The organism is Halomonas sp. 3F2F, assembly GCF_014897805.1.
Taxonomy (GTDB): domain Bacteria; phylum Pseudomonadota; class Gammaproteobacteria; order Pseudomonadales; family Halomonadaceae; genus Vreelandella.
Genome location: NZ_JABUZE010000182.1, coordinates 15,065 through 39,978, shown reverse-complemented (window position 1 = coordinate 39,978; position 24,914 = coordinate 15,065). Strand labels below are relative to the sequence as shown.

23 protein-coding genes are annotated in these 24,914 nt (G+C 54.1%); 19 read left to right on the top strand and 4 right to left on the bottom strand.

The annotated features are described in order from the left end of the window. Positions 1-249 precede the first annotated feature (249 nt). From INT21_RS18430 to INT21_RS18410, 5 genes are all read left to right on the top strand, one after another. Complete coding sequence (locus INT21_RS18430) at positions 250-1,683, top strand: sodium-dependent transporter (RefSeq protein ID WP_193061466.1); 1,434 nt, start codon at positions 250-252, stop codon at positions 1,681-1,683. Between the two features lie 52 nt (positions 1,684-1,735). After that, positions 1,736-2,506 carry an ABC transporter ATP-binding protein gene (locus tag INT21_RS18425; RefSeq protein WP_083000439.1) on the top strand — a complete coding sequence of 257 codons (771 nt, stop codon included), beginning with the start codon at positions 1,736-1,738 and terminating at the stop codon, positions 2,504-2,506. An 85-nt stretch (positions 2,507-2,591) separates the two neighbouring features. Further along, positions 2,592-3,320, top strand: a complete 729-nt coding sequence (locus INT21_RS18420; RefSeq protein WP_193067725.1) for an ABC transporter ATP-binding protein — start codon at positions 2,592-2,594, stop codon at positions 3,318-3,320. A 16-nt stretch (positions 3,321-3,336) separates the two neighbouring features. Next, on the top strand, positions 3,337-4,341 hold the full coding sequence (locus tag INT21_RS18415) for a branched-chain amino acid ABC transporter permease (protein WP_120385940.1): 1,005 nt from the start codon (positions 3,337-3,339) through the stop codon (positions 4,339-4,341). Beyond that, positions 4,341-5,666, top strand: coding sequence for an ABC transporter permease subunit (locus INT21_RS18410; RefSeq protein ID WP_193061464.1), 1,326 nt, complete (start codon positions 4,341-4,343; stop codon positions 5,664-5,666). Before INT21_RS18415 ends, INT21_RS18410 begins: the two co-directional genes overlap by 1 nt. 108 nt (positions 5,667-5,774) lie before the next feature. Here the strand turns inward: INT21_RS18410 and INT21_RS18405 are convergent, their stop codons facing one another. Together INT21_RS18405 and INT21_RS18400 are read right to left on the bottom strand one after the other, a co-directional pair. Continuing rightward, on the bottom strand, positions 5,775-6,983 hold the full coding sequence (locus tag INT21_RS18405) for an ABC transporter substrate-binding protein (RefSeq protein WP_089040022.1): 1,209 nt from the start codon (positions 6,981-6,983) through the stop codon (positions 5,775-5,777). A gap of 97 nt (positions 6,984-7,080) precedes the next feature. Further along, positions 7,081-7,326, bottom strand: a complete 246-nt coding sequence (locus INT21_RS18400; RefSeq protein ID WP_089040023.1) for a hypothetical protein — start codon at positions 7,324-7,326, stop codon at positions 7,081-7,083. A gap of 66 nt (positions 7,327-7,392) precedes the next feature. On the opposite strand from INT21_RS18400, the gene INT21_RS18395 reads away from it, so the two are divergent. Next, on the top strand, positions 7,393-8,196 hold the full coding sequence (locus tag INT21_RS18395; RefSeq protein WP_193061463.1) for a TlpA family protein disulfide reductase: 804 nt from the start codon (positions 7,393-7,395) through the stop codon (positions 8,194-8,196). Between the two features lie 114 nt (positions 8,197-8,310). Further along, on the top strand, positions 8,311-11,256 hold the full coding sequence (rapA, locus tag INT21_RS18390) for an RNA polymerase-associated protein RapA (RefSeq protein WP_193061462.1): 2,946 nt from the start codon (positions 8,311-8,313) through the stop codon (positions 11,254-11,256). Positions 11,257-11,266: 10 nt separating this feature from the next. Here the strand turns inward: rapA and INT21_RS18385 are convergent, their stop codons facing one another. Then, complete coding sequence (locus tag INT21_RS18385) at positions 11,267-12,169, bottom strand: TIGR01777 family oxidoreductase (protein ID WP_193061461.1); 903 nt, start codon at positions 12,167-12,169, stop codon at positions 11,267-11,269. Here INT21_RS18385 and INT21_RS18380 point away from each other — a divergent pair. From INT21_RS18380 to INT21_RS18335, 10 genes are all read left to right on the top strand, one after another. Beyond that, on the top strand, positions 12,168-12,545 hold the full coding sequence (locus tag INT21_RS18380; protein WP_193061460.1) for a hypothetical protein: 378 nt from the start codon (positions 12,168-12,170) through the stop codon (positions 12,543-12,545). The two genes, INT21_RS18385 and INT21_RS18380, sit on opposite strands and share 2 nt — an antisense overlap. Before the next feature lie 232 nt (positions 12,546-12,777). Continuing rightward, entirely contained in the window at positions 12,778-13,143 is a 366-nt protein-coding gene (locus tag INT21_RS18375; RefSeq protein ID WP_193061459.1) for a hypothetical protein, read from the top strand. A 221-nt stretch (positions 13,144-13,364) separates the two neighbouring features. Next, positions 13,365-14,285, top strand: a complete 921-nt coding sequence (locus INT21_RS18370; protein WP_193061458.1) for a MerR family transcriptional regulator — start codon at positions 13,365-13,367, stop codon at positions 14,283-14,285. 43 nt (positions 14,286-14,328) lie between these two features. Further along, on the top strand, positions 14,329-15,741 hold the full coding sequence (phrB, locus tag INT21_RS18365; protein WP_193061457.1) for a deoxyribodipyrimidine photo-lyase: 1,413 nt from the start codon (positions 14,329-14,331) through the stop codon (positions 15,739-15,741). A gap of 105 nt (positions 15,742-15,846) precedes the next feature. Next, positions 15,847-16,278 carry a nuclear transport factor 2 family protein gene (locus INT21_RS18360; RefSeq protein WP_193061456.1) on the top strand — a complete coding sequence of 144 codons (432 nt, stop codon included), beginning with the start codon at positions 15,847-15,849 and terminating at the stop codon, positions 16,276-16,278. 58 nt (positions 16,279-16,336) lie between these two features. Beyond that, on the top strand, positions 16,337-17,122 hold the full coding sequence (locus INT21_RS18355) for an SDR family NAD(P)-dependent oxidoreductase (protein WP_193061455.1): 786 nt from the start codon (positions 16,337-16,339) through the stop codon (positions 17,120-17,122). After that, on the top strand, positions 17,119-18,474 hold the full coding sequence (locus tag INT21_RS18350) for an NAD(P)/FAD-dependent oxidoreductase (protein ID WP_193061454.1): 1,356 nt from the start codon (positions 17,119-17,121) through the stop codon (positions 18,472-18,474). The genes INT21_RS18355 and INT21_RS18350 overlap by 4 nt, the downstream gene beginning before the upstream one ends. Next, the gene (locus INT21_RS18345) at positions 18,471-19,235 is read left to right on the top strand and encodes a DUF1365 domain-containing protein (RefSeq protein ID WP_193061453.1); all 765 of its coding nucleotides are present in this window, start codon (positions 18,471-18,473) and stop codon (positions 19,233-19,235) included. Before INT21_RS18350 ends, INT21_RS18345 begins: the two co-directional genes overlap by 4 nt. Continuing rightward, positions 19,232-20,500 carry a class I SAM-dependent methyltransferase gene (locus INT21_RS18340; protein WP_193061452.1) on the top strand — a complete coding sequence of 423 codons (1,269 nt, stop codon included), beginning with the start codon at positions 19,232-19,234 and terminating at the stop codon, positions 20,498-20,500. The genes INT21_RS18345 and INT21_RS18340 overlap by 4 nt, the downstream gene beginning before the upstream one ends. Beyond that, entirely contained in the window at positions 20,501-21,019 is a 519-nt protein-coding gene (locus INT21_RS18335; RefSeq protein ID WP_193061451.1) for a DUF2878 family protein, read from the top strand. It begins immediately after the preceding gene. Positions 21,020-21,047: 28 nt separating this feature from the next. On the opposite strand, the gene INT21_RS18330 is transcribed toward INT21_RS18335, so the two are convergent. After that, a complete protein-coding gene (locus INT21_RS18330) occupies positions 21,048-22,889 on the bottom strand; it encodes a putative bifunctional diguanylate cyclase/phosphodiesterase (RefSeq protein WP_193061450.1) in 1,842 nt (613 codons plus the stop codon). Positions 22,890-23,165: 276 nt separating this feature from the next. Here INT21_RS18330 and fabA point away from each other — a divergent pair, with 276 nt between their 5' ends. Next, entirely contained in the window at positions 23,166-23,681 is a 516-nt protein-coding gene (gene fabA, locus INT21_RS18325; RefSeq protein WP_038480285.1) for a 3-hydroxyacyl-[acyl-carrier-protein] dehydratase FabA, read from the top strand. A gap of 12 nt (positions 23,682-23,693) precedes the next feature. Next, complete coding sequence (fabB, locus tag INT21_RS18320; protein WP_193061449.1) at positions 23,694-24,911, top strand: beta-ketoacyl-ACP synthase I; 1,218 nt, start codon at positions 23,694-23,696, stop codon at positions 24,909-24,911. Positions 24,912-24,914 lie beyond the last annotated feature (3 nt).

Sequence of the window (24,914 nt, the reverse complement as noted above, 5' to 3'; positions counted from 1 at the left end):
CTTTTTTAGCTTCGGCTAACGATCACCCCTCGCTCATTTCCCGTCTCCGTATTACCCCACACGCCCCGCCCCCTGCGCCAAGTGGCTTCGTAAACGCAGCCTTAACGCTAGTAGGCTGGTAAGCGTAAGCGTTCTATCGCACAGTAACGCTACTATCAGTGCGTCCCTAGGCCGCTGGCAATCTACAATTCATACAAGTGTTTGGATAGTTACCCTCATCCTTCCACTACCACACGGACACTCCTCCACATGAGCGGTCATAACGTCTGGACTCACAAAGGCACGTTTTTGCTGGCGGCGGTAGGTTCAGCCGTCGGCTTGGGCAATCTCTGGCGCTTCCCCTATCTCACCGGTGAAAATGGTGGCGGCGCGTTTATTTTAATTTATGCACTGACCATCTTTGCTGTCGGCATCCCCATTTTAATTGCCGAAACAATGCTTGGCCGTACCAGTCGTCAAAGCCCTATTATGGGGATGCGCCATTTAACTAAAACACACAAGACCTCCCGTGCCTGGGAATCGATTGGCTGGCTGGGCGCTGCTTCCGCTTTTTTAATTTTAAGCTTTTATTCCGTCATCGCTGGCTGGGCACTGCACTACACGTGGCTGATGCTAACCGGCTCACTCGTGGGTGCCGATGCAGCAACGATTAGCGCTGGCTTTGATGCGTTGCTGGCGTCTCCGGGTCTGATGACGCTTTATCACACGCTGTTTATCGCCTTCTCGGCATTAATTGTCGGCATGGGGATTCATAAAGGGATAGAGTCAGGGCTGCGCATCATGATGCCAGCGCTGTTTGTTATTCTCATCGTGGTGCTTATCTACGGCGTCATCAATGGTGACGTGAGAGCGGCAGCCAGCTTTCTGTTTACGTTCAATATTGCCGATCTCAGCTTAGAAGGCTGGTTACAAGCGATGGGGCAATCCTTCTTCACCCTGAGCCTTGGAATGGGGGCCATCATGGCCTACGGCGCTTATATGTCCAGCGAAGCCTCTCTAACCCGTACCGCTATCGCCGTGGCATTTGTAGATACTGCAGTTGCCATGGTGGCAGGGCTAGCAATTTTCTCGCTGGTATTTGGTGCGGAACTCGAAACCGGCCAAGGCCCGGGACTGATGTTTGTCACTCTGCCGCTAGCATTTGCTGACATGCCGTTTGGTGCTCTGGTGGGCGGGGTCTTTTTTATTCTGGTGCTAGGAGCCGCGATTAGCTCGTCTATTTCATTGATAGAGCCGGTCGCTGCCTTCCTGGTTGAGCGTTTTGATATGACGCGCCCTCAGGCAGTCACCATCATGGTCGTCGCGGCTTGGGCGATGGGCTTACTGACAGTGGTGAGCTTCAATATATGGGCCGAAGGGACGCTTTTCCACGCTCTATTTGGACGCAGCGCTTTTGAATTCATTGAGCTGTTGACCAATATCTTTATGCCGCTGGGCGGGCTAATGATCGCTCTATTCGCGGGCTGGGCACTGACTCAAAACGAAGTCATGAAAGAGCTTGGCACCAACATCACTTGGTTTAAAACCTGGCGCTTCCTGGTGCGCTTTGTTGGCCCTGCTGCGGTGTCGTTTGTATTTTTACGCACTATTCCACAGGTGGAAGGCTACGTTGTCCCAACCCTCGGCGCACTGCTCATTGTGGGTATATTTGCCTTGAGTCAGCGACTGCGTAAGTCTGCTTAATATAATTCTAATAACGCGGGTGGACAAAGGTCGCCTGCGGCGCGAGGACACGATGACTCCCCTTATTGAGGTACAACACGTCAACAAAGCCTTCGGCGGGCTGCACGTTATCAATGACTGCTCAATCCGGGTTGAAAAGGGTTCGATTACCGGCATGATCGGCCCCAATGGGGCAGGTAAGTCGACGCTTTTCAATTTAATTGCGGGCGCACTTACGCCAGATAGTGGCCGCATTCTGCTGGACGGTGAAGACATTACGTCGCTAAGCGCTGATCAACGTTTCCACAAAGGGTTACTGCGCACCTTCCAAATCGCCCATGAGTTCAGCCAAATGAGCGCGCTGGAAAACTTGATGATGGTGCCACCCAACCAAGCAGGGGAACGTCTATTCAACACCTGGTTCAAGCCTGCTCTGGTCCGCAGCCAGGAGGCAGAGGTACGCCGCCGCGCACTGGAAGTCATTGAGTTTGTTGGCTTGCATCATGTACGTAACGAGCTTGCGGGCAACTTATCGGGTGGTCAGAAAAAACTGCTAGAGCTTGGCCGCACGATGATGACCGATGCCAAAGTCGTGCTGTTAGACGAAATTGCCGCCGGTGTAAACCGCACGCTACTCGGCGACTTAATGGGCAACATCGAACGTTTAAATCGCGAAATGGGCTATACCTTTCTGGTGATTGAGCACGATATGGATATGATTTCGCGGCTCTGCGATCCAGTGATTGTACTGGCACAAGGCAGCGTTATGGTTGAGGGTTCAATTGAAGAAATACAAAACAATCCGGCCGTTATAGAAGCCTATTTCGGTACTGATGCCGCTTGATAGCGCTGAGTTTGTCACCTAAACAATAGCCACAACAACATGGTCGCCATTGTTCACCGCAGTGCGGCCCAGCTGAGACGCGTTTATGTCATCCACACCGTCATCCCCACAGCCACTGCTCGAGGCACGCGATGTGCACGGCGGCTATGGCAGTATGAATATCCTTAACGGGGTCAATATGACCCTGTATTCCGATGAAGTCGGTGTCATTGTTGGCCCTAACGGGGCTGGCAAATCCACTATGCTAAAAGCAGTATTTGGGCTGCTGAACGTTAATCAAGGCGAGATTTTGCTTAACGGGCAGCCGATCCATAACCTGCCGCCGAATCAGTTGGTTGAGCGTGGCATGGGGTTTGTCCCCCAGGAGAAAAACGTTTTCCCCAGCCTGACGGTGAAAGAAAACCTGGAAATGGGCGCCTATCTAAAACCGCAAAACGTAAGGCGCATGCTGGAGCAGGTTTACGACTTCTTCCCCCCTCTCGTTGAGAAGCGCCACCAGCCTGCAGGAGAGCTTTCCGGTGGCCAGCGCCAAATGGTCGCCATGGGTCGTGCGCTAATGGCTGAACCTAGTCTGCTGCTGCTGGATGAGCCAACCGCTGGCTTGTCGCCCCTTTACATGAATGAAATTTTTGACCGGGTTAAAAAAATTAACGCTGCCGGCGTGGGCATTTTGATGGTGGAACAGAACGCTAAACAGGCCTTAGCCATTGCCGATAAAGGCTTTGTGCTGGCGGCGGGACAAAACCGCTTTACAGACACGGGGGCTGCGTTACTGGCTGACCCTGACGTCGCCAAAAGCTTTTTGGGCGGCTAGCCCGGGGGAGAAACGCGTGAACGAACTGGTCTTTTTTATCAATAACGTGGTGATTGCAGGTAGCGTCACTGGCTCTATTTATGCCATTGGCGCCATTGGCGTCACGCTCATTTTTAGCATTATGCGCTTTGCCCACTTTGCCCATGCCGACATCATGACGTTTGGTGCCTTCATGGTGCTGCTCCTGACGACCGCCTTCCCAGCGGTGGGCGCCAGTATTGGGGTGCCGACGGCGCTCATCATGCTGCCGCTAGCGATGCTGCTTACTGCAGCGCTGGCAGTAGGCATTGATAAAGCGTTTTATAAGCCGCTACGCGCCCATGGCGTCAAGCCTATCGTGATGGTGATTGGCTCGCTGGGCGTGACACTTATGCTCCAAGGGCTTATCCGGCTATTCTCAGGCACCGGCGGTCAGAGCTTATACGTCGACGACCGCAAAGAAATCTTCCGTCTCGCGCTGCCTTTCGAGGGAGTTAGAGCTCCCATCGTGATTACCGAACCACAGATTTATCTGTTTGTGATTACGCTAGTGGCCGTGGTCGCCCTACACCTATTCCTCAATCGCTCGCGACTTGGCAAAGCCATGCGCGCCATGTCAGACAACCCCGAGCTTGCCCAGGCATCTGGCATTAATACCAACACCATCGTAGCCGTCACTTGGGTGATTGCTGGCGCACTGGCGGCAATTGCGGGCACCCTGTTGTCATTAGACGTCACGTTTAAACCTGACCTAAGTTTCTTCCTGCTACTGCCTATTTTCGCGGCGGCCATTGTCGGCGGCGTAGGCCACCCCTACGGGGCCATTGCAGGAGGATTTGTCGTCGGCTTTGCAGAAACCCTGGCAGTATTTAATTGGAATGTTCTCCTGCGTCCTTTCCGCGACAGTCTACCTACCTGGCTAGAGCTCCCCTCCAACCTCGCCTTTGTAGGCACTGAGTACAAAATTGTGGTGCCGTTCTTTATTTTGGTGGCCATCTTAGTGTGGCGTCCTACCGGCCTGTTTAAAGGCAAGGTGATCTAATGAGCCATTCCACAAAAAACCGTAATCCTGCTTACACGCCCAAAGATGCCACTCCTGAACGGCGCTTTCCGTTGCGCGAACTGGTGCTGTTTGGCGCTCTATTAGCTGCCGTGCTAGCGGTCTACGCGATAATGGGAGCGGCCTACAGCACGCGTATGCTGGTAGAGGCTGCTTGTTACGCCATTCTTGCCCTGGGCCTAACGATTCAATGGGGCTATGCCGGGCAGTTTAATGCTGGCGTCATGGGCTTCGTCGCGCTCGGCGGCTTCTGCGCCATGCTATTTAGCGTCCCGGTGAATGACGCATTCTGGGGTACCGAACTGCCGGGAGAACTCGGCCAAGTTCTGCTGTATGGCATTGCGGCAACCTTGATCGTCGTCGGAGTGACAAAGCTTGACCGATTCGGCGTGCCGAAAAAGCTACGCACCGTGCTCGCCATCGTGATCGGGATCGTACTCTATTTGATTGTCATCAGCCTGCTGCGCGAAGTGACCAGCCAAATACAGTCTCAAGCGGGCTTTATTGGCGGATTTGGCTTGCCGGCCTGGGTGGGCTGGATTGTAGGTGGCGCGCTGGCTGGCGGCGTTGGCTACTTTATTGGCCACGTTTGCCTTGGCCTACGCAGTGACTACCTCGCCATTGCCACCCTGGGTATCGCGGAAATCATCAAAGCTTTTTTGAAAAATTCCGACTGGCTGACGCGTGGCACGGCCACGGTATCACCTCTTCCTTGGCCGACCCCCGGCCCGGCGGAACTCGGCTTTACGCTTTCCCGAGCGATTTATCTCTCAGTGACAGCTGTCGTGATCGCAGTGATTTTCTTTTTACTCCATAGGGCTTACCACGCCCCCTGGGGAAGAATGATTCGTGCGATTCGCGATAACGAAGTCTCGTCAGCGGCCATGGGTAAAAATATCAATAAGCGGCGCTTGGAGATTTTCGTATTAGGCTGCATTTTGATGGGCCTTGGCGGCGGCATGCTGGGCACCTTTAACAGCCTGTTTGATCCTCAAGGCTACTTGCCTCTCAACCACACCTTCCTGGTGCTGGTCATGGTTATTTTAGGTGGCCCAGGTAATAACCTTGGCACCATTTTTGGGGCGGTCGCGGTTTATATCATTTGGATTATGTCAGAGCCGTTGGCGCTATTTTTAATGCAACTAGCGGTCACGCTGGGGGAAAACGCCTTCGGCTGGGAAGCGCCTAGCAATATGGATAGCCGGGCACTGCAAGCGCGGGTTCTAGTAATCGGTATGCTGATTACCCTGGTACTACGCTTTGCTCCGAAAGGTCTGTTGCCAGAGAAAATTAAAACCCTCGGTTAACGTCCTCACAGTGCTAAAAACTCACAGTGTTAAAAACTTACAGTGCTAAAAAAACGCCCCAGGCTCGCCTGGGGCGTTTCGGTTATTGCTTAAAGAACGTCATTTTGACTAGAGGTCAACCAAGCCCTTGCCGGTGAACGAGCCGTCTTCTACCACCATTTCCACAACAACCCCAGGCACGTCGCCGTTTTCATCAAATTCATGAGAGCCAGAGGCGCCTTCGTAGTTGATCTCGGTACCCGCTGCGATCAGCTCAAGCGCTTTTTCCCACTCACCCGGCAGTATCACTTCGCCTGGCGCACTGGAAACACTGCGTAGCGCTTCAGAAAGCCCTTCACGCTCGGCACTGCCATTTTGCTCAATAGCCAACGCTACTAGGAAAGCCGCGTCATAAGCCTGGGCAGCAAACACGGCACTAGGATCAATATCTGCCGCAGTTGCCGCTTCATTAAAGATGTCCGTGCCGGGGAGATCAGGGCTACCAGGCCGTGTGGCGATCATGCCGTCTAGCACGTCTGCGCCAATCGCTTCTATTAAGCTATCCCCCACCATGCCATCGGCGCCCACATACTGGGTGAACATGCCGCTTTCGTAGGCTTGGCGCAGTACCGTCTGGCCGGAGGTATCGGCATAGGCCAGCACGACCAGCGTGTCTGCGCCACTCGAAGACAGCGAGCCAAGCTCAGAGCGATAGTCGGCACGGTTATCTTCATGTGCGAGGTTTTCGGCTATTTCGCCACCGCCCGCTTCAAAGGCGCCACTGAAGGCATCCGATAAGCCACGGCCATAGTCGTTGTTAACGTAGGTCACCGCGACAAAGTCGATACCTTTATCAAGCAGTAGCTTAGCAAGCATTTCGCCCTGGAAGGCATCCGATGGCACGGTACGGAAAACTAAGTCGTTGTCGTCTAACTCAGAGACAGCGGGGGCCGTTGACGCAGGTGAGACCATCAACACACCACCGGGAACCGCGGCGTTATTAGCAGCGGCAACCGTCGCCCCAGTACATAAAGCGCCGACAATCGCGGTGACTTGCTCAGAGTTCACCATACGATCTGCGGCGTTAGACGCAGCCGATGCATCCGAGCAGGTGGTATCCCCGGAAGGCATTTCCAATGTTTGCCCACCCAAGATACCGCCCTGCTCATTTATCTGCGCAACGGCAAGCTGAGCACCTGCAAAAATGGGTGGCGTCAGGCTTTCAATTCCCCCGGTAAAGCCGCCCAAGAAGCCAACTTTGACCTCCGCCTGGGCCATGCCCGCTAAAGCGAGTGATGAGGCCGCAACGGCGGTGGCTAATGTGCGCTTATTAATCATATTATTGGTCGCTCCCAGTATATTAAGTGCCCCGACTGTCCAGCGCGGGACTTCTCTTAATCTGGAACCGTAACGCCAAAAACACAAGCAACGCTTTCTAACGCTCCTCCTCTTCATCCGCATTTTGGCGACGCTCAGCCATCTGTTTTTGGTAACGCTTATTTTGGTACAGTCGCACCAGCGCAATCGTAAGCGCCGACGCGACCATGACAGCCAGCACACCCCCTTGCCAGGGGCGCGCAGCATCGCCCATTACGGTTTCCAGCGTAATAATCAGCATTAAACCCAGCGCCTGCGACCCAATGGCCAGCGCCCGCAGTATGTCGAAAGCGGGTTGCGGCATAGACATCTCCGTAATGTTTAACGTGCGTGGTATGGTTCACCAGTGTACCTGCTTAACGGAAAAATCATGAATGCGATTGCCATTGGACCACTGCTGATCTCCACCCCTAGGCTATATGCCCTCGGCTGCGCCCTACTGCTGTTATTGGCTAGCCGCTATCTGTTGGGATTAACGTCTTCTCAGCATGGGCGCTGGTTCAACGGGCTACTGGTGGTATGGCTACTGGCGGCTCGAATTGTTTTTGTCGTGCTCAACTGGGAAAGCTACAGCGCAGAACCGCTCGAGGCGCTCAAGCTATGGCAACCCGGTTACAACGCGCTGGGTGGCCTAATCGCGGGGTTAATTTGGACAGCCTGGACACTGCGCAAGCGGCTGCTGTCGCTTATCGGCGGCCTTGCCCTGTTGGTTGGCACGACAAGCCTGTGGCTGGTCTTGGTAACGCTTGCCCCCTTAGGCAATGAATTTGCTATTGATGCGTTGCCGGAGGTGACGTTGGACGATGTGGACGGCAACGCAGTGCATCTCCCTTCGCTGGCTGAGAGCGGTGACCTTATTATCGTTAATCTATGGGCGACCTGGTGCCCACCCTGCCTGCGGGAGATGCCGCTGCTTGAAGAGGCAGCCAAGCGTGACGATGTCAGTGTGGTAATCGCGAACCAAGGCGAGGACTTACTGCCCGTCGTGCGCTATTTAGACGAGCAAGGACTGGATTTTCGCTACGCGCTGCGTGACCCAAGCCAAACGCTAATGGCGCAATTTCAAGCGCCAGGCCTACCCACCACGGTACTTTTTGATCGCCAGGGCAACACGCAGGATGTCCACGTTGGCGAGTTAACCCGAGCCCAGCTGGAACGCTGGTTAAAAGATTGACCACGATAGACCTTAATCCCCCCGCCGCTTTGCGTTAGAATCCCCCGCCCTGTTGCCACCGGAAACCTGCCCCGGTGGCGTACAACCTGTTTCTGTAGACTTCCTCGAGGCATCATGAGCGATTTTTCTCCCGGCCAGCGTTGGATTAGCGACGGCGAGGCTGAGCTTGGACTCGGCACCGTGCTTAACTGCGACGCCCGTAGCGTTACCATTTTGTTCAGTGCCAGCCAGGAAACCCGTACGTACAACACTCGCCAAGCCCCCTTAACTCGCGTCATGTTCGGCGGTGGCGACCGCGTGATTTCTGCTGATGGCTGGCAGATGATCGTAGACGATAGCAAAGAGACCCACGGCTTAATCACCTATATTGGCGAAGATAGCGATGGCAACCCTCGAGAACTATCTGAGGCAAAGCTCGCCGACACTATGCAGTTTGATCAGGCACGCGACCGACTGCTAACTGGCCAGGTTGATCGCAATGATTGGTTCGATCTGCGCTTTCGCACGCTGCACCATTATCAGCGCATCGAGCAGCACAGCGCCCTGGGCTTTGCTGGGCCGCGTATCGACCTGATTCCCCACCAGCTTTATATCGCTGACGAAGTGGCAGGCCGCCATGCGCCACGTGTCCTGCTTGCGGATGAGGTTGGGCTGGGTAAAACGATTGAGGCTGGGCTGGTTCTACACCGCCTACTGCTGGCTGGCCGAGTAGAACGCGCATTAATTTTGGTGCCTGACAGCCTTACTCACCAATGGCTTGTAGAGCTTTTACGCCGTTTCTCACTCAAGGTAAGTTTGCTAGATGAGCAGCAAAGTCTCGCCCACGGTAGCGCCAACCCATTTGAAAGCGCCCAAATAGTACTGGCCAGTCAAGGTTGGCTATTCGCCAACACGCATCGTCAAGAACAGGCCCTGGCGAGCCACTTTGACCTGCTGATCGTCGATGAAGCCCATCACCTCGACTGGAGCCCTGATGGCAGTGGCCCAGGCTATCAGTGCGTTGAGCAGCTCGCTGCTGATATCCCTGGCTTATTACTGCTGACGGCTACGCCAGAACAGATGGGGGTTGAGAGCCATTTCGCTCGCCTGCGCTTGTTAGATGCCGAGCGTTACCACGACATCGAACGCTTTAAAGACGAAGAGCATCATTACATCGCTGTCGCTCAAGCCATTGATGCCTTGGATGAGCTTCCCAATACCGTCGAGGCACGTGAACGGGTCAATAATGTAGCAGACGACCGCGACAGCCAGGCGCTGCTAGCAACGTTATGCAACCTTGAAGCAAGTACCGAACAGCAGAATGCTGCTCGCGCTCAGTTACGCGATGCTCTGCTTGATCGTCACGGTACCGGGCGCGTCATGTTCCGCAACAGCCGCCGTCATGTGGGAGGATTCCCAGAACGTCGCCTGCACCTAGCTCAGTTGGAACTCCCATCGGCCTATCGGCGCGTGCTGCGTCGCTTGGAGCGCGATGATGACTACCTGGACGAGTTGCTGATTGAAACGGGCATGGATCATCCGGACGTGTTGATCTATCCAGACACTATGTATCGCGAGCTTAGCAACGACCCGCTTAACACTGAATCCTGGTGGCATATCGACCCACGGGTAAACTGGCTGCTGGAAAAGCTTAGCGACGATAGCGACAGCGGCTTTGCCAACGACAAAGTACTGATTATTGCTCACCACAGAGAAACCGCTGAAGGACTTGCCGAGGGACTGCGCGTGCTAGGTGGCTATCACGCACCGGTGTTCCACGAAGGGCTATCGCTGGTCGAACGTGACCGGGCCGCAGCGGCATTTGCCGATGAAGAAGACGGTTGCCAAGTGCTGGTGTGTTCTGAAATCGGTTCGGAAGGCCGCAACTTTCAGTTCTGCCGCCACTTAGTGATGTTTGATATGCCCCAGCATCCCGACCAGCTGGAGCAGCGTATCGGCCGCCTCGACCGGATAGGGCAGCGCCACACCATTGAGCTCCATGCTCCCACCTTCACTGGCAGCCCAGGTGAGCGTCTGCTGCGCTGGTATCACGAAGGCATGGATGCTTTTAGCGCGCCTCACGGCATTGGCAGCGACCTCTTTGATGCGTTTGGCGATGCCCTGGCCGATGCGTTACTCGATGATGAAATGCTCAATGAGATCATCGAAGAAACCCGTGAAATGTTCACCGCCAAGTTGGCTGAACGGGACGCAGGTCGTAACCGACTGCTAGAGCTAAATGCCTGCCGCCCTGCCCGTGCTCAGCAGGTAATTGATGCGGTGCGTGAGTTGGATGAAGACCCAGCGTTGCCGCGTTTTGTAGAGCGCGCCCTGGATATTTTTGGTGTAGACAGTCAAGAGATTGGCAATGGCTTGCTTTATTTGCAGCCTAGCCAACACATGCTGGATGGGCTCCCCGGGCTAGTGAAAGGTGAAGAGGGCTTCTCGGCTACTTACAGCCGTTCGTTAGCGCTTGCACGAGACGATATTCAGCGACTCTCTTGGGAACACCCGCTGCTACGCGAAATGATGGAGCGCATCTTAGATGGCACGATGGGAAACACCGCGTTGGCGCTATTACGCCATCCCGCCATTCCCAGCGGCCGTTTAATGGCTGAACTGGTGTTCCGCACCCATTGCCCTGCACCTAAGTCGCTACATCTCAACCGCTTCCTACCGCCTACGGCAGTGCGCGTCCTACTTGATGAGTCAGGCGCAAACTTAACCCGCAAGATCTCCTTCACTGGCCTTGGCAAGAATCTACAGAAAGTGAACAAATCACTGGCACGAGATTTGATCAAAAGCCGCCATGACCAGCTGCGTGCGCTCCTCATTCAGGGGGAAGGTGAAGCCGAACGTGAACTGCCCAGCATCGTAGAAAGCGCTGAAACACGTATGCGAGCTCAGTTAGATGCCGAACTAGCCCGCTTGACTGCCCTGGCAGAGCATAATCCAGCTGTTCGTAGTGAAGAACTTGAGGCGCTGAAGCAAGAGCGCCAAGCGCTCAGCGACGCAATAGAAAACACCCGCTTACGGCTTGATTCCGTACGAGTGATAATCACCGTCGATCCCAACGCCTAACGCGGAAAGACTAAAGAATCGCCGCTAACGCCTTATCGAGTGTCGGGTACTGAAAGGTAAACCCAGCCTCGGTCAGGCGTGCAGGGCGCATATCGGCCCCGGTCAGCAACAGCTGCGACATTTCTCCGAAGCCCGCTTTTAGTACAAAAGCGGGCACGGGGAAAATCGCCGGCCGGTGAAGCTGCTTAGCTAACGTTTTTGTGAACTCAGCATTTGTCACCGGGTGCGGTGCACTGCCATTAAATGCGCCTGAAAGCGTTGATTCGTTCATCAAAAACATAATCGCTGCCACAAGATCATCACGATGAATCCAGGGCATAAACTGTGCGCCACTGCCAAAACGCCCCCCAAGTCCGAGCTTAAAGGGTGGCAGCATCTTCTGCAGCGTACCGCCTCCCGCTTCAAGCACTAAACCAATCCGCAGTATCGCTAAGCGAACGCCCATCGCCTCAATCGGTTTTGCCGCCGCTTCCCATTGCGCACAAAGCTGATGAGCAAACTCATCGCTTGGCGACGTTGTTTCATCCACCACTTTGTCGCCTTGATCGCCGTAATAGCCCATCGCAGAGCCGCTAATCATCGCGCTGGGTAACGCTTGCCCGTTGGCTTTGAGCTGTTCACAAAGCGTCATCAGTTGCTGCGTACTGTCGATACGAGAGCGAATTAGTGTCTCTTTTTGGCTGTTACTCCAGCGCTTTGCAGCAATCGACTCACCGGCAAGGTTCACCAACACCGCCGGAGGGGTGTCCATAAATGCCTGAGCGCTATCACGAATATCGCAGGCTTTTGGCAACCTACCACGCACCTGATACGGGGCCCGGGAAACCACCTGCACATCATGCCCCTGGGTGAGGAGTTGCTGGCAGAGCCGCTGACCAACAAAGCCGCTACCTCCGGTGATTAATACCCGCATGGTGTCACTCCTATGGTTTGTTGAGGTGGCGTTGTTTGATAAAGCGCGTAACCCCGGCAGTCGTATGTCAAGTAAACGACGTCCCTCAACGGCACTGAAGCTAGGTGTTCAAGCGTTCACTGTACGCAATCAACGATTCGCCAATAAAGTAGCCGAGTGGCAGGCCGCTGGTTGTGTCGCTAGTTGGCCCACATCTCGTTATCAGGCTAGTGCATCCGGCTGGCAAACACACAATGACGCTCAGCTACGCTATACCGGCACGCCCTGTATGAGCGTAATCACCCGCCATCTAGCCGATACGCTTAACGCCTTACCGAATGCCTCCATGACGCTTGAAACCCACATTACAACGCTTGATAAGATGGCTGCGGGCTGACAGCTCCAGGATACTCGCGGATCAATTCACGGGCCTTTTGACGTGGTGGTTATCAGTGCCCCGCCGCTTCAGGCCAAGGCATTATTAGCAGAGTGGGAACCGAACACTGGCAACTGCCTGTGAGGCCAAACCCCAGTAGGGATGCTGAACAGGTTGAGTTATTTTCGAGGAGCCATTACCCCCCATAGCGAAGGTAGCATCAGCGTGGCACACCGTTCACACACAGCATCCGGTGCTTCGTCTAGCGTCACGCAATCACACCAAGCCTGGCCGTGAACATCAGCCGGAAAGCATTAGCTTGCTTGCTCAGCTGGATTGGAGCGATGCACATATTGAGAGTGACAGCGACAGTGTCGCCCAACAGTTGCTAGCAGCATTTGTATCGCTACTGCCCGATGATATAGAGCTACCGAATGTCATTGAACTCGGGGCACACCGCTGGCGCTATGCTCAGCCAGCACAGGCAGGTCATCAGCCATACTTATACAGTACAAGTGGCCTAGCACTCTGTGGTGATAGCTTTAAAGGTAGTCGTGTCGAGGATGCTTGGTTATCAGGTGATGAACTGGGCCAGGCCCTATTAGGCCGGCCTGTCTGAAATTAGAAACTAAACTTAACTTTTCCGCACCTACAGGAAAGGTTGTACCCAGAAGCCACAAGTTGTACAAAGGTGGCTATAATAGCGTTTAGCTATCTATACGATTAATAACGACCCGATTATGTGGCCAAACCGCCAGTCAGGCGCTGAAGCATCGCCACGACAATTATTGACAGATCCCTGCACGCTTATTTGCAGGCAACCAAGAGGCAATGGCGCCCATGAGCATCAAGGCGACCCACCCACCCGATACCCCGCTTTATCCGATTAGGGAAGTTTCCCGCCTGACGGGTGTGAACTCGGTCACTCTTCGTGCCTGGGAGCGTCGCTACGGTTTAATTCGTCCACAACGCACCCCCAAGGGCCATCGTCTATACGCGCAAGACGATATCACTCGCATTGAGCGTATTTTACAATGGCTAAACCGCGGCGTTCCGGTTAGCCAAGTGGTTGATTTACTTGATCAACCTGAAACGGTAGAAACACCATCGCCGAATACTGGCGACTGGGCCAGCCAACGACAGTTGTTGCAGTCCACCATAGAAGCGGTTGACCTTCCCAAGCTGGAAGCGCTGTACCACCAGAGTCTGGCGCTATATCCCTTAAGCGTCGCGATTAATGAGCTCTGGCAGCCCGTTATTCTTACCCTTGAAGCCAAATGGGCCAGCCAGCCCGATGACCTTGTGCGCCGCACCTTTGAAGCCTTTCTGCGTAGCCAGGTAGGCATTCGCCTGCACTATGCCAATCAGGCAACGCGCGGCCCGTTAATCCTGCTAAGTGCGATGCCTGATGACCCCGGCCCGCTATGGGTTTTAATGTGTGCGCTCATGGCCAGCGAACAGGGCTACCGCGTACAACTGTTTGACCGCTCATTAGCGCTGGAGGACCTTCCTCAAGCCGTATCCCGATTGCACTCATCGATGGTACTGCTTTCCAGTGGCCAGCGAGAAAGCGACGACTACATTGGTCGCGCACTTCCCCAGGCCACAGAAGCGTTAAATGTTCCTATTGGGGTGTGTGGGGAAGTGGCGCGATTAAGAGAAAATGAGCTGCGTGACGGTCCGGTGCAGATGTTAGGCGACGACCTGCCGCAAGCCATTTCACGACTTCGCCCCTTGTTGCGCGAATCGGGAATTCTCTGAGGTATCGGATGCTAGTTAACGTTACCGATGATAAGGATATCGCATGAATCTGCAGCTCGTTTGGCTGCGTAGCGACTTACGCATTCACGATAACTCCGCGCTTGCCGCTGCGGCTGCCAACGGCCCCGTGGTGGCCGTTTTCTTACGCAGCGTGGCTCAATGGCAAACACATGGCCACGGGGCGACTAAGCTCGACTTCTGGGCACGCAGTGTTGCGGCGATCAAAGCGTCGCTTAACGGGCTTAATATTCCACTTTTGCATCGTGATATTGATCACTATGACGAAGCGGCTCAGGTGTTGCTTGATATCGCCCACGAGCACCAGATTACTCAACTCCACTTTAACTATGAGTATGCGCTGAACGAGCAACATCGCGATCAATCGGTGCTTGATGCTTTTAAACAAGCAGGGATCACCGCTCAGGGTCACCATGACGCCGTCGCCTTCGCCCCTGGCAGTTTATTGACCGGAAAAGGCGATTATTACGGCGTATTTACACCGTTTTCGAAAGCTTGGCACAAGCAGGTGACTGCACAGCAGCTTGCCTTACGTGATACCCCAGGCGTGCAATCTCCGCTAGAGATCAATAGCGACCCACTGCCCGCGCTTCCATCGCTGGATAATGACCCCGTTGATAAACGCCTCTGGCCTGCTGGAGAAGAGGCGGCTAGTGACAATCTCGAACGTTTTTTACGCTTTCGTGGACGGCACTATAAGCAGCAGCGAGACTTTCCAAACGTTCGCGGCACCAGCGAACTTTCGCCCTATCTAGCGCTGGGTATGATCTCCTATCGCCAATGCCTTCAAGCCGTGATGAGCGAAAATGGTGGCCACTTGGCCGATGGAGATGAGGGGCTGACCAGCTGGGTGAATGAGCTTATTTGGCGTGAATTTTATCAGCACGTCGCGGTAGGCTTTCCCCAGGTTTGCCGTCACCAACCTTTTCAAGAGCACACCAAGCAGCTCCGCTGGCGTGACGACGATAAAGGCTTTCAAGCGTGGTGTGAGGGCCGTACCGGCTATCCGATTGTCGATGCGGCCATGCGCCAGCTAGTGACTACGGGCTGGATGCACAACCGCCTGCGCATGATCACCGCGATGTTTTTAAGTAAGCACTTACTGATTGACTGGCGGCGCGGTGAGGCATTTTTTATGCGCCATTTAATCGACGGTGAGTTTTGCGCCAATAACGGCGGCTGGCAGTGGGCGGCATCAACAGGCACGGATGCAGCGCCCTATTTTCGTATTTTTAACCCCACTACCCAGTCAACGCGCTTTGATCCAGAGGGTGAATTTATTACCCATTGGCTGCCCGAGTTAAAACCACTGCCTAAAAAAGCTCGCCATGCGCCGCCCCAGGACATGCTGAACCCAACGGATTACCCAGCCCCCATCGTTGACCATAAAGCAGCGCGCCAGCGTGCCCTGGATGCCTTTAAAGCGCTCTCGAAATAACTCCTCTCTTTTGCATCGCCTGCGCTGCGGTGATGCAAATCGATCGACTGCTTTCTCCTCGCTTCATCGTTTGCTGATTTTTCTTAACCACCACAGGACTGCGTGATGCCTAACGACCAAGCTTTGGCGAATTTCTGCGCCTTTTTTAATAAACTAGACAATACCTGTACAGAAAAACTATACGAGGTATATACTGAGGAAGTTATCTTCAATGATCCGCTACATCACATTGAAGGGCGATCGGCGCTAAAGCGCTATTTCGCCACCATGTACGAAAACGTTGAACGTTGCCAATTTACTTATCACACGCAACAACAGGTGGCTAATCAAGCATTTGTAACCTGGACAATGGAGTTCATTCACCCCCGATTAGCCCAGGGCAAACCGATCCGTGTCGCGGGATGCAGTGCCCTAACATTTGCAGAGGATGGTCGGGTTTCAAAGCACCGCGACTATTTCGATGCAGGCGCCATGTTGTATGAACACTTACCAGTCATGGGACGTGTCATACGTTGGTTAAAACGGCGCATTAGCTGATATATGCCGTTTATTTGCATACAGGTTGCATGCTAACAGGCCATTACAGGAGAGCATGATGAGCACATGGAAAACGCCCCAACGCATTTGGCTCACTGGTGCCACGTCAGGCATTGGTGAAGCGCTTGCCACAAAGCTCATCGCCCAAGGTCACCATGTTGTGCTGAGTGCTCGAAACCAAGAGGCGCTCGATGATTTATGTGCTGGTCATCCCAATGCTTATTCGCTCCCCGTTGATATCAGCGACCACCAAGCGGTGATTGCGGCGGGTGAACAGATCAGCACATGGCTGGGCGCACTGGATATTGCCTTATTCAATGCAGGCACCTGCGAATATCTAGACGCGCAGCATTTTGATATGGCGCTGATTGAGCGGGTTTTCACCCCAAACCTGTTTGGCACCCTGTATGGCGTGGAGGCAGCCCTGCCGTTATTAAGAGCTGCCCGCAAAGAGGGTAAACCTGCTCGCCTAGCCGCCACCTCTAGTGCATCTGCCTATTTACCGCTGCCCAGAGCCGAAGCCTATGGCGCCTCAAAAGCGGCTGTCAGTTACTTTTTGGAGTCATTACGTCTCGACCTCGATCAAGAAGGCATTGATGTCAGCGTCATTCACCCAGGTTTTGTTAAAACCCCGTTGACCGATCGCAATGATTTTCCAATGCCCATGCAAGTCACCGCGGAACAAGCGGCCGATGCCATCATTGCCGGTCTTGTCAAAGGAAGGCTGGATATTCACTTTCCGCGTCGCTTCACCTATCTGGTGAAATGTTTAGGAATTTTACCGCCTGCGCTGCGTCGTCATATCGGCCTACGTATGACAAGGCGCCAAGAGGTACAGCAATGAGCAACATGGCTTCACAGCGTATCGCCATTATCGGCAGCGGTATTAGCGGCATGGCAGCGGGTTGGTACTTATCCTCCCAACATGAAGTCACTCTGTTTGAAGCAGACGGGCGTCTTGGTGGGCACACGGCCACGATGGACGTGGAGGTCGGGGGGCAGTCCTACGCTATCGACACGGGCTTTATTGTTTTCAATGATTGGACCTACCCGCATTTCCAACGCTTACTAGAAACACTCGAAGTGCCTAGCCAAGCCACCGAAATGAGTTTTTCGGTGCATGAAACTGATGTTGATTTTGAATATAACGGCCATACGCTAGGCTCGCTGTTTGCCCAGCGGCGCAACTTACTTAGCCCCGCTTTTTATCGTCTATTACGCGACATCTTGCGCTTTAACAAACAAGCAACGGCTGACTTAGAGGCCAAGCGCCTTCCTAGCAACACAACGCTAGGCGAATACCTTGACCAACATGGCTACGGTGACGCTTTTCAGCGACGTTATCTGCTGCCCATGGGGGCCGCTATTTGGTCTGCGAGTATTGGCGATCTACGCGCCTTTCCGCTGACGTTCTTCGTGCGTTTTTTTCGCAATCACGGCTTGCTGTCGGTTAACCACCGCCCTCAATGGCACACCTTAGTTGGCGGCTCGAAACGCTATATTCCCAGCATGACAGCGCCATACGCAGCGCGCATTCATCTGAATACGCCTGTCACGCGCATTGAGCGAAATGCCACCGGCGTAATGATCACCACGGCACAAGGCACACAACGCTTTGATCATGTGGTGCTGGCTTGCCACGCCGATCAGGCACTAGCGATGCTCGGCGACCCGACACCCGCTGAACAAGACATTCTTGCCGCCATGCCTTATCAAGATAACGAGGTCGTGCTGCATACCGACACATCGCTGCTGCCCCGGCGGCAGCGCGCCTGGGCTAGCTGGAACTACCGTTTAGATGGTCGAGGAGCAGACGAGCGGGTGTCTGTTACCTACAACATGAATATTCTGCAGCGATTGAAAGAGGCCGAGACTACTTTTTGCGTCACGCTTAACGATTCCAATAGCATTGACCCTGCGAAAGTGCTCGGACGTTATACCTATGCCCACCCACAGTTCACACTGGCAGGACAGGCAGCGCAAATGCGCCATGACGAGATATCCTCGGTTGCTCGGCGCACTCACTTCTGCGGCGCTTACTGGCGCAATGGCTTTCACGAAGATGGGGTATGGAGCGCGCTGCGGGTTGCCCAAGCACTAGGTTGTGATGAAGCCGCTGCGCCGCCAACAACGCCCACAGCACTCCCGGCTCATGACCTGATGCCCACTAACAGCGTTGGGGAGGGGCTCGGATGATTACCGTGCCTCGCTCGCGTATTTACCGCGGCACCTTGCGCCATCGTCGCTTCACTCCTAAGGAGCACGCTTTCAGTTACCGCGTTTGGATGGCGTGGCTCGACTTGGATGAGTTGCCGAGCCTATTTGACAATGTGCCTTGCTTTAGCGCCCGAAGGCCGGCACTAGCACGCTTTCGTCGCGAAGATTATCTCGGCCCTACTGATAAGCCATTGCGTACAGCGGTACGCGAAGAGCTAATTCGTCAGCTGGGTAGTGCCCCCAATGGCAAGATTTACGTACTGACCCAATTGCGCACCTTTGGCACGGTCTTCAATCCTGTTTCGATGTACTACGCCTATGACCATCTTGGCAGGCTGGCGGCTGTCGTTGGTGAAGTCACTAATATGCCCTGGAAAGAGCGTACCTGCTATGCCTGTCGGATCGATCCAACTCGTCATAGCCATCATGCAAGCTTTGATAAAGCCATGCATGTGTCGCCGTTTAACCCCATGGAAATGACCTACCGCTGGAAGCTCAACGCACCCGGCGATCAGCTCTATCTACACATGGAAAACTGGCAAAGCGGGCAGCGCCATTTCGACGCCACGCTTACCTTAGAGGCTGCGCCAGCGACACGCGGCGTTCTATTAGCAACCCTTGCACGCCAGCCTTGGATGAGCCTGAAAACCGTGGCGGGAATTCATTTTGAAGCGTTTCGCCTCTGGCTGAAGCGCATCCCCGTTTATAACCACCCTAAGCGCAAGGAAACTTCAAAATGACGACCCTGCGTTCTACGCCCCCTGACATACAACCGGTTAACCAGGATCGTTTGACTCGCTGGTTGAAGCCTCGCCTGATGGCTCAATTAGATGCCTTCCAGGGTGGCCGTATCACCTTAATTGAAGGCAATCAGTGTCACCACCTGGGTCAAGAAGGGCCGCTTCAAGTGACCGTTGTGATTCGTCACTCCCGCGCCTGGAAAAGGCTCGCGTTTGGCGGCACAGTGGGCGCAGCTGAATCCTATATGGATGGCGACTGGGATGCTGATGACTTAGTGGCCTTGGTGCGTTTGTTTGCGGCCAATCTGGATCACGTAAACGGTAAAATGGAAAACGGAAGCGCCCGTTTCACCCGCTGGCTGCTTGGCGCTGCCTATCGCTTCCAACGTAATAGCCTTTCCGGTTCAAAGCGTAATATCTCGGCACACTACGATATTGGCAATGACCTGTTTGCCACGTTTCTTGATCAACGCCACTGGATGTACTCGAGCGCTGTATTCCCTTATCCAGAAGCCAGCCTGGAAGAAGCGTCTACCTACAAACTCGACATCATGCTCGAAAAGCTAGATGTACGCCCAGAACACCACTTGCTAGAAATTGGTACTGGCTGGGGTGGTCTTGCAATACACGCCGCCAAAACCCGTGGCTGCCATGTCACTACCACCACCATTTCTGAAGAGCAGTACGCCCATACCGCCCGGCGCATTCAAGAAGAGGGGCTTGACGATAAAATCACCCTGCTAAAGCAGGATTATCGTGAGCTGACAGGTCGCTACGATCGACTGATCTCTGTTGAGATGATTGAAGCCGTCGGCCACCAGTATTTGAACACCTACCTTGAAAAGGTCGACAGCCTGCTGAGCGACGATGGCCAGGCTATGCTGCAAGCCATCACTATCCGAGACCAACGGTTTGAAGAAGCCAAGCGGGAGATGGACTTTATTAAGCGCTATATTTTCCCCGGTGGTTTTTTGCCGTCTCATCACGCCATGCTAACCAGCGTGATGCGCAAAACCTCACTGAACGTGGTAGCGCTTGATGAAATTGGCCAGCACTATGCCCGCACTCTACGCGAGTGGCGCCATCGCTTTGAAACCAGCCTAGAGCAGATAAGGCAGCAAGGCTACGACGAACGGTTTATTCGTATGTGGCGTTACTATTTGTGCTACTGCGAGGGGGGCTTTATTGAGCGCTCTATTGGTACGTGCCACTTATTGCTAGCCAAACCAGCCGCCAAACCCGCACCGTTAACGGGCGCGCTATAAATGGCTAGCCCACGCTGGCACGGCTTGCTGTTCAATGCACTACGCTTCGAAGCGGGCTGGTTGCTGTGCGTTTTGGGGGGATCATGGGTAGCTGCCATTATAGGGAGTGCGCTGCTAGGCTGGCATTTCTGGCACTGCGCCAAACCCGGCGAATGGCGTTTTATTGGTGTGTTTGCGCTATTGGGGTTAGCGTTGGACGGAGGCCTTCATTTGGCAGGAGGTTTCGACTTCGGTGAACACACCTTGGTGGCTGGTTTACTGCCACTGTGGCTTTGGATGCTGTGGCCGCTGTTTGCAACGCTGGTATTTCACTCGCTTGCTTGGCTGTGGCAGTACCCAATGATTGCGGCGGTTTGCGGTGCGGTCAGCGGGCCACTGTCCTATGTTGGCGGCGCAGCGCTCACTGGCGTTAGCTTAGCCCCCTGGTTACTGCCAGCACAGGCCATTATTTGGGCAGTGCTATGTGTGTGTATCAGTCGTTACGCTAACCACAAGGTCGCTGCTTCTGGCGTTCATTAACACTTGCTTCTAGCATGGCGTTTAGCATTCACGAGGGCACTGATTCAGCCAGTATGCGCGGCGCCCAACGCTGTTCAAGCTCCGCAGCAGGTAAGGGCCTCGCAAAATAGAATCCTTGCACTAACGTACAGCCGGCGTTAACCAGAAACTGACACTGCTCCTGAGTTTCTACGCCTTCGGCGACCACTTCCAGTCCCATCCCCTCTGCCATCGCCAACACGGCCGTTACAATAGCGGCATCCGCTTGGTCATGAGGCAGTTCACGAATAAACGCACGATCTAGCTTAATTTTATCTACCGGCAGTCGTTTCAAATAACCAAGCGATGAATAGCCAGTACCAAAATCATCGATGGCAATCGCATAGCCCTGGTTACGCAGCGCCTGCAGGCGAGGCCCCATATCCCCGGCACGCTCGTCCAGCAAAACAGATTCTGTCAATTCCAAGCCAATTTGCGACGTTTTTAGCTGGTAGCGTTCTAAACAACTAGACAGCTGAGTTTCCAGGTCTCCCTGAAAAAGCTGCAGCGCAGAAATATTGACCCATACCGTCACTTTTGGCATACCGCTGTATTGCCAATGCGCCTGCTGGGCACAGGCTTTTTCGATCACCCAACTACCGAGTTCGGCCATCAGTCCATGACGTTCAGCAAGCGGTATAAAGTCGCCTGGCGAGATCATGCCATCCTCAGGGTGACGCCAGCGCAGCAGCGCTTCCATACCCACTAAATCGCCAGTTCCTGGGTGATGCTGCGTTTGGTAATGCAGCTCCAACTGGTCACCGGATATCAACGCGGCCCGCAAATCGCTGACCAGAGCAAGCTGGGGGTTATCTTGTTTATCCAGCGCGGGGCGAAACCGCTGGCTGAGATTACGCCCTAAGCGCTTGGCACTATATAAGGCAGACTCTAGCCGCTGAAAAAGCACGCCGGAATCATTGCCATCTTCAGGGGCGCGACAGCTACCTATCGTTAACCCCAGACGTAGCGATTGATCTTTTATTTCGAATGGTCGGCTCATGTGCTCACGCAAGGTCGCTACCCACTGATCATGGTCGTCGAAGGTGGTCGTGCGAATCACCATAAATTCATCACCACCCAACCTACCCACTACGCTGCCAGCCATATAACCCGTTAATCGTTGGGCAAAGCGCGCTAACAAGCGGTCACCCTGCTCGACCTCTAAGCTGTCATTCACCGACTTGAGCCCGTCAATATCAATCAACGCCATATCCAAGCTTTCACCTGCACGCAGATGGCGCAGCCGAGAGGACATCAGATCGTGTAAGCGGCGCCGGTTTGGCAACCCCGTTAGCGGGTCTTCATAACCAATTCGGCGCAAATCACGCTCGCGGGCTTTTTGGGAGGAAATATCGGTAAAGAGACTGATGAAGTGAGTAATTTTGCCGCGTTTGTCGGTAACCGCACGGACCTTTAGCCACTCGGGATACTCATCACCGTGCTTGCGGCGATTCCACATCTCGCCCTCCCAACGGCCAGTCGCCTTTAGCGTGCTCCAAAACGTCCGATAAAACGCTTTATCGTGACGCTGAGCCGCTAACGTCTCTAGCTTACGGCCAATCATTTCCTGACTTTCGAAGCCGGTAATTTGAGTAAAGGCCGGATTGACCGTCAAGACGCGATTATGCACATCGCTGATGACAATGGCGTCACTCGCCAACCCTATGGCATCTTGCGAAAGGCGTAGCCGTAAATATTGTTGGCGTATTTGGTTCCAAGCATCCCACATACCAAATGCAACCAAGCTGGCCGCCACCATACGTAACGCCGAGTCAGGCACCCACACACAAGCGGGCAGCGCTATTAACGCCATCCATACCAGCGGACGATTAAGAGAAACAGGCAGCCACATGGCGGTTTAGTGTGTCCTATAAATGAGCCAAACAGGGCATGGGTTACAGATCTGGCATCATGCCGCTTAACAAAAAAACATGGATACACCATATTACGTCAATAGGGCGTTTATTGTGCAGAATCGCGTATTTGAAATAACGAAATACTAACAACCTCTATCGGCAGGCAGGTAAAAAGCTGTAGAGAAAACACGATAAGTGCCCAACAACGTGCATTCAGAGGTTTCGGGAAGTAGACTAGACCCAACTACCATCTTGATACTCGGAACGATTCAGTGACCAAGCAACATTCCTTTGATCGCGAAGAACTGCTGGCCTGCTCGCGCGGCGAGCTATTCGGCCCAGGCAACGCACAGCTTCCGGCTCCCAATATGCTGATGCTTGACCGCATCATGCACATTCACGAAGAAGGTGGTGTGCATGGTAAAGGCGAGCTAATTGCCGAACTGGACATCACCCCGGACCTGTGGTTTTTTGATTGCCACTTCCCCGGCGACCCAGTCATGCCAGGCTGTTTGGGGCTAGATGCCATGTGGCAGCTTGTGGGTTTCTACCTGGGTTGGCTTGGCCACCCAGGCCGTGGACGTGCACTGGGCTGTGGCGACGTAAAATTCAGCGGCCAAATTCTACCCGACGCGAAAAAAGTGACATATCACATTAATGTGAAGCGCATTATTACCCGTCGGCTTATTCTAGGCATCGCCGACGGCACTGTATCCGTCGACGGACGCGATATATACCAGGCTAATGATTTGCGCGTTGGCCTATTCACCTCCACTGCGAATTTCTGACAGGAGGCTCCCATGCGACGAGTGGTAGTCACCGGCCTTGGCATCGTATCGTGCTTAGGCAACGACCAGCAACAGGTCTTAGACGCGCTCAAAAACGGGCGCAGCGGTATTCGTTTTAAGGAAAAGTACGCCGAACGCGGCTTCCGTAGCCATGTAGCGGGTAGCGTCGACATCGACCTTGATTCCCTCATTGACCGCAAACTTCGCCGATTTATGGGCGACGCGGCAGCGTATGCCTATGTGTCTATGGCACAAGCCATTGACGATTCGGGGCTCTCTGAAGAGCAGGTGTCCAACGAACGGACTGGGCTTATAGCCGGGTCTGGCGGGGCATCCAGCGCGAATCAGGTAGAAGCCGCCGATGTCATGCGCGAAAAAGGCCTACGTCGTGTGGGGCCATACCGTGTTACCCGCACGATGGGCAGCACCGTGTCGGCATGCTTGGCAACGCCATTTAAGATTAAAGGCGTTAATTTCTCTATCTCATCCGCCTGCGCGACGTCTGCTCACTGCATTGGTAGTGCGATGGAACAAATCCAGCTTGGTAAGCAGGATATCGTGTTTGCCGGTGGTGGCGAAGAAGAGCACTGGACCCTTTCTTGCTTATTTGATGCGATGGGTGCCCTTTCAACTCATTACAACGATACGCCTGAGAAAGCCTCTCGCCCTTATGATCAAGCGCGCGATGGGTTTGTCATTGCTGGTGGCGGTGGCATGTTAGTGCTTGAAGAGCTGGAGCATGCTAAAGCCCGCGGCGCCAAGATATACGGCGAATTGGTGGGCTACGGCGCCACCTCCGACGGCCACGATATGGTTGCCCCTTCCGGGGAAGGTGCGACGCGTTGCATGCGTCAGGCCATGGCGACGGTTGAGGGTGATATTGATTATATTAACACCCACGGCACGTCTACGCCGGTCGGCGATGTGGCTGAACTGAAGGCGATCCGTGAGGTGTTTGGCAATACCACACCTGCTATGAGCTCAACCAAGTCGCTTACCGGCCACTCGTTAGGCGCAACCGGCGTTCAAGAAGCGATTTATTCGCTGCTAATGATGCAAAATGACTTCGTCGCTGCCTCAGCTAATATCGAGCATCTTGATGAGCAGGCGGATGGGTTCGACATCGTTAGAGAGCGACGTGATGGCGTTACCATCGACCGTGTGCTTTCCAACAGCTTTGGGTTTGGCGGCACTAACGCTTGCTTGGTATTTCAGCGCTTTGATGGCTAATTC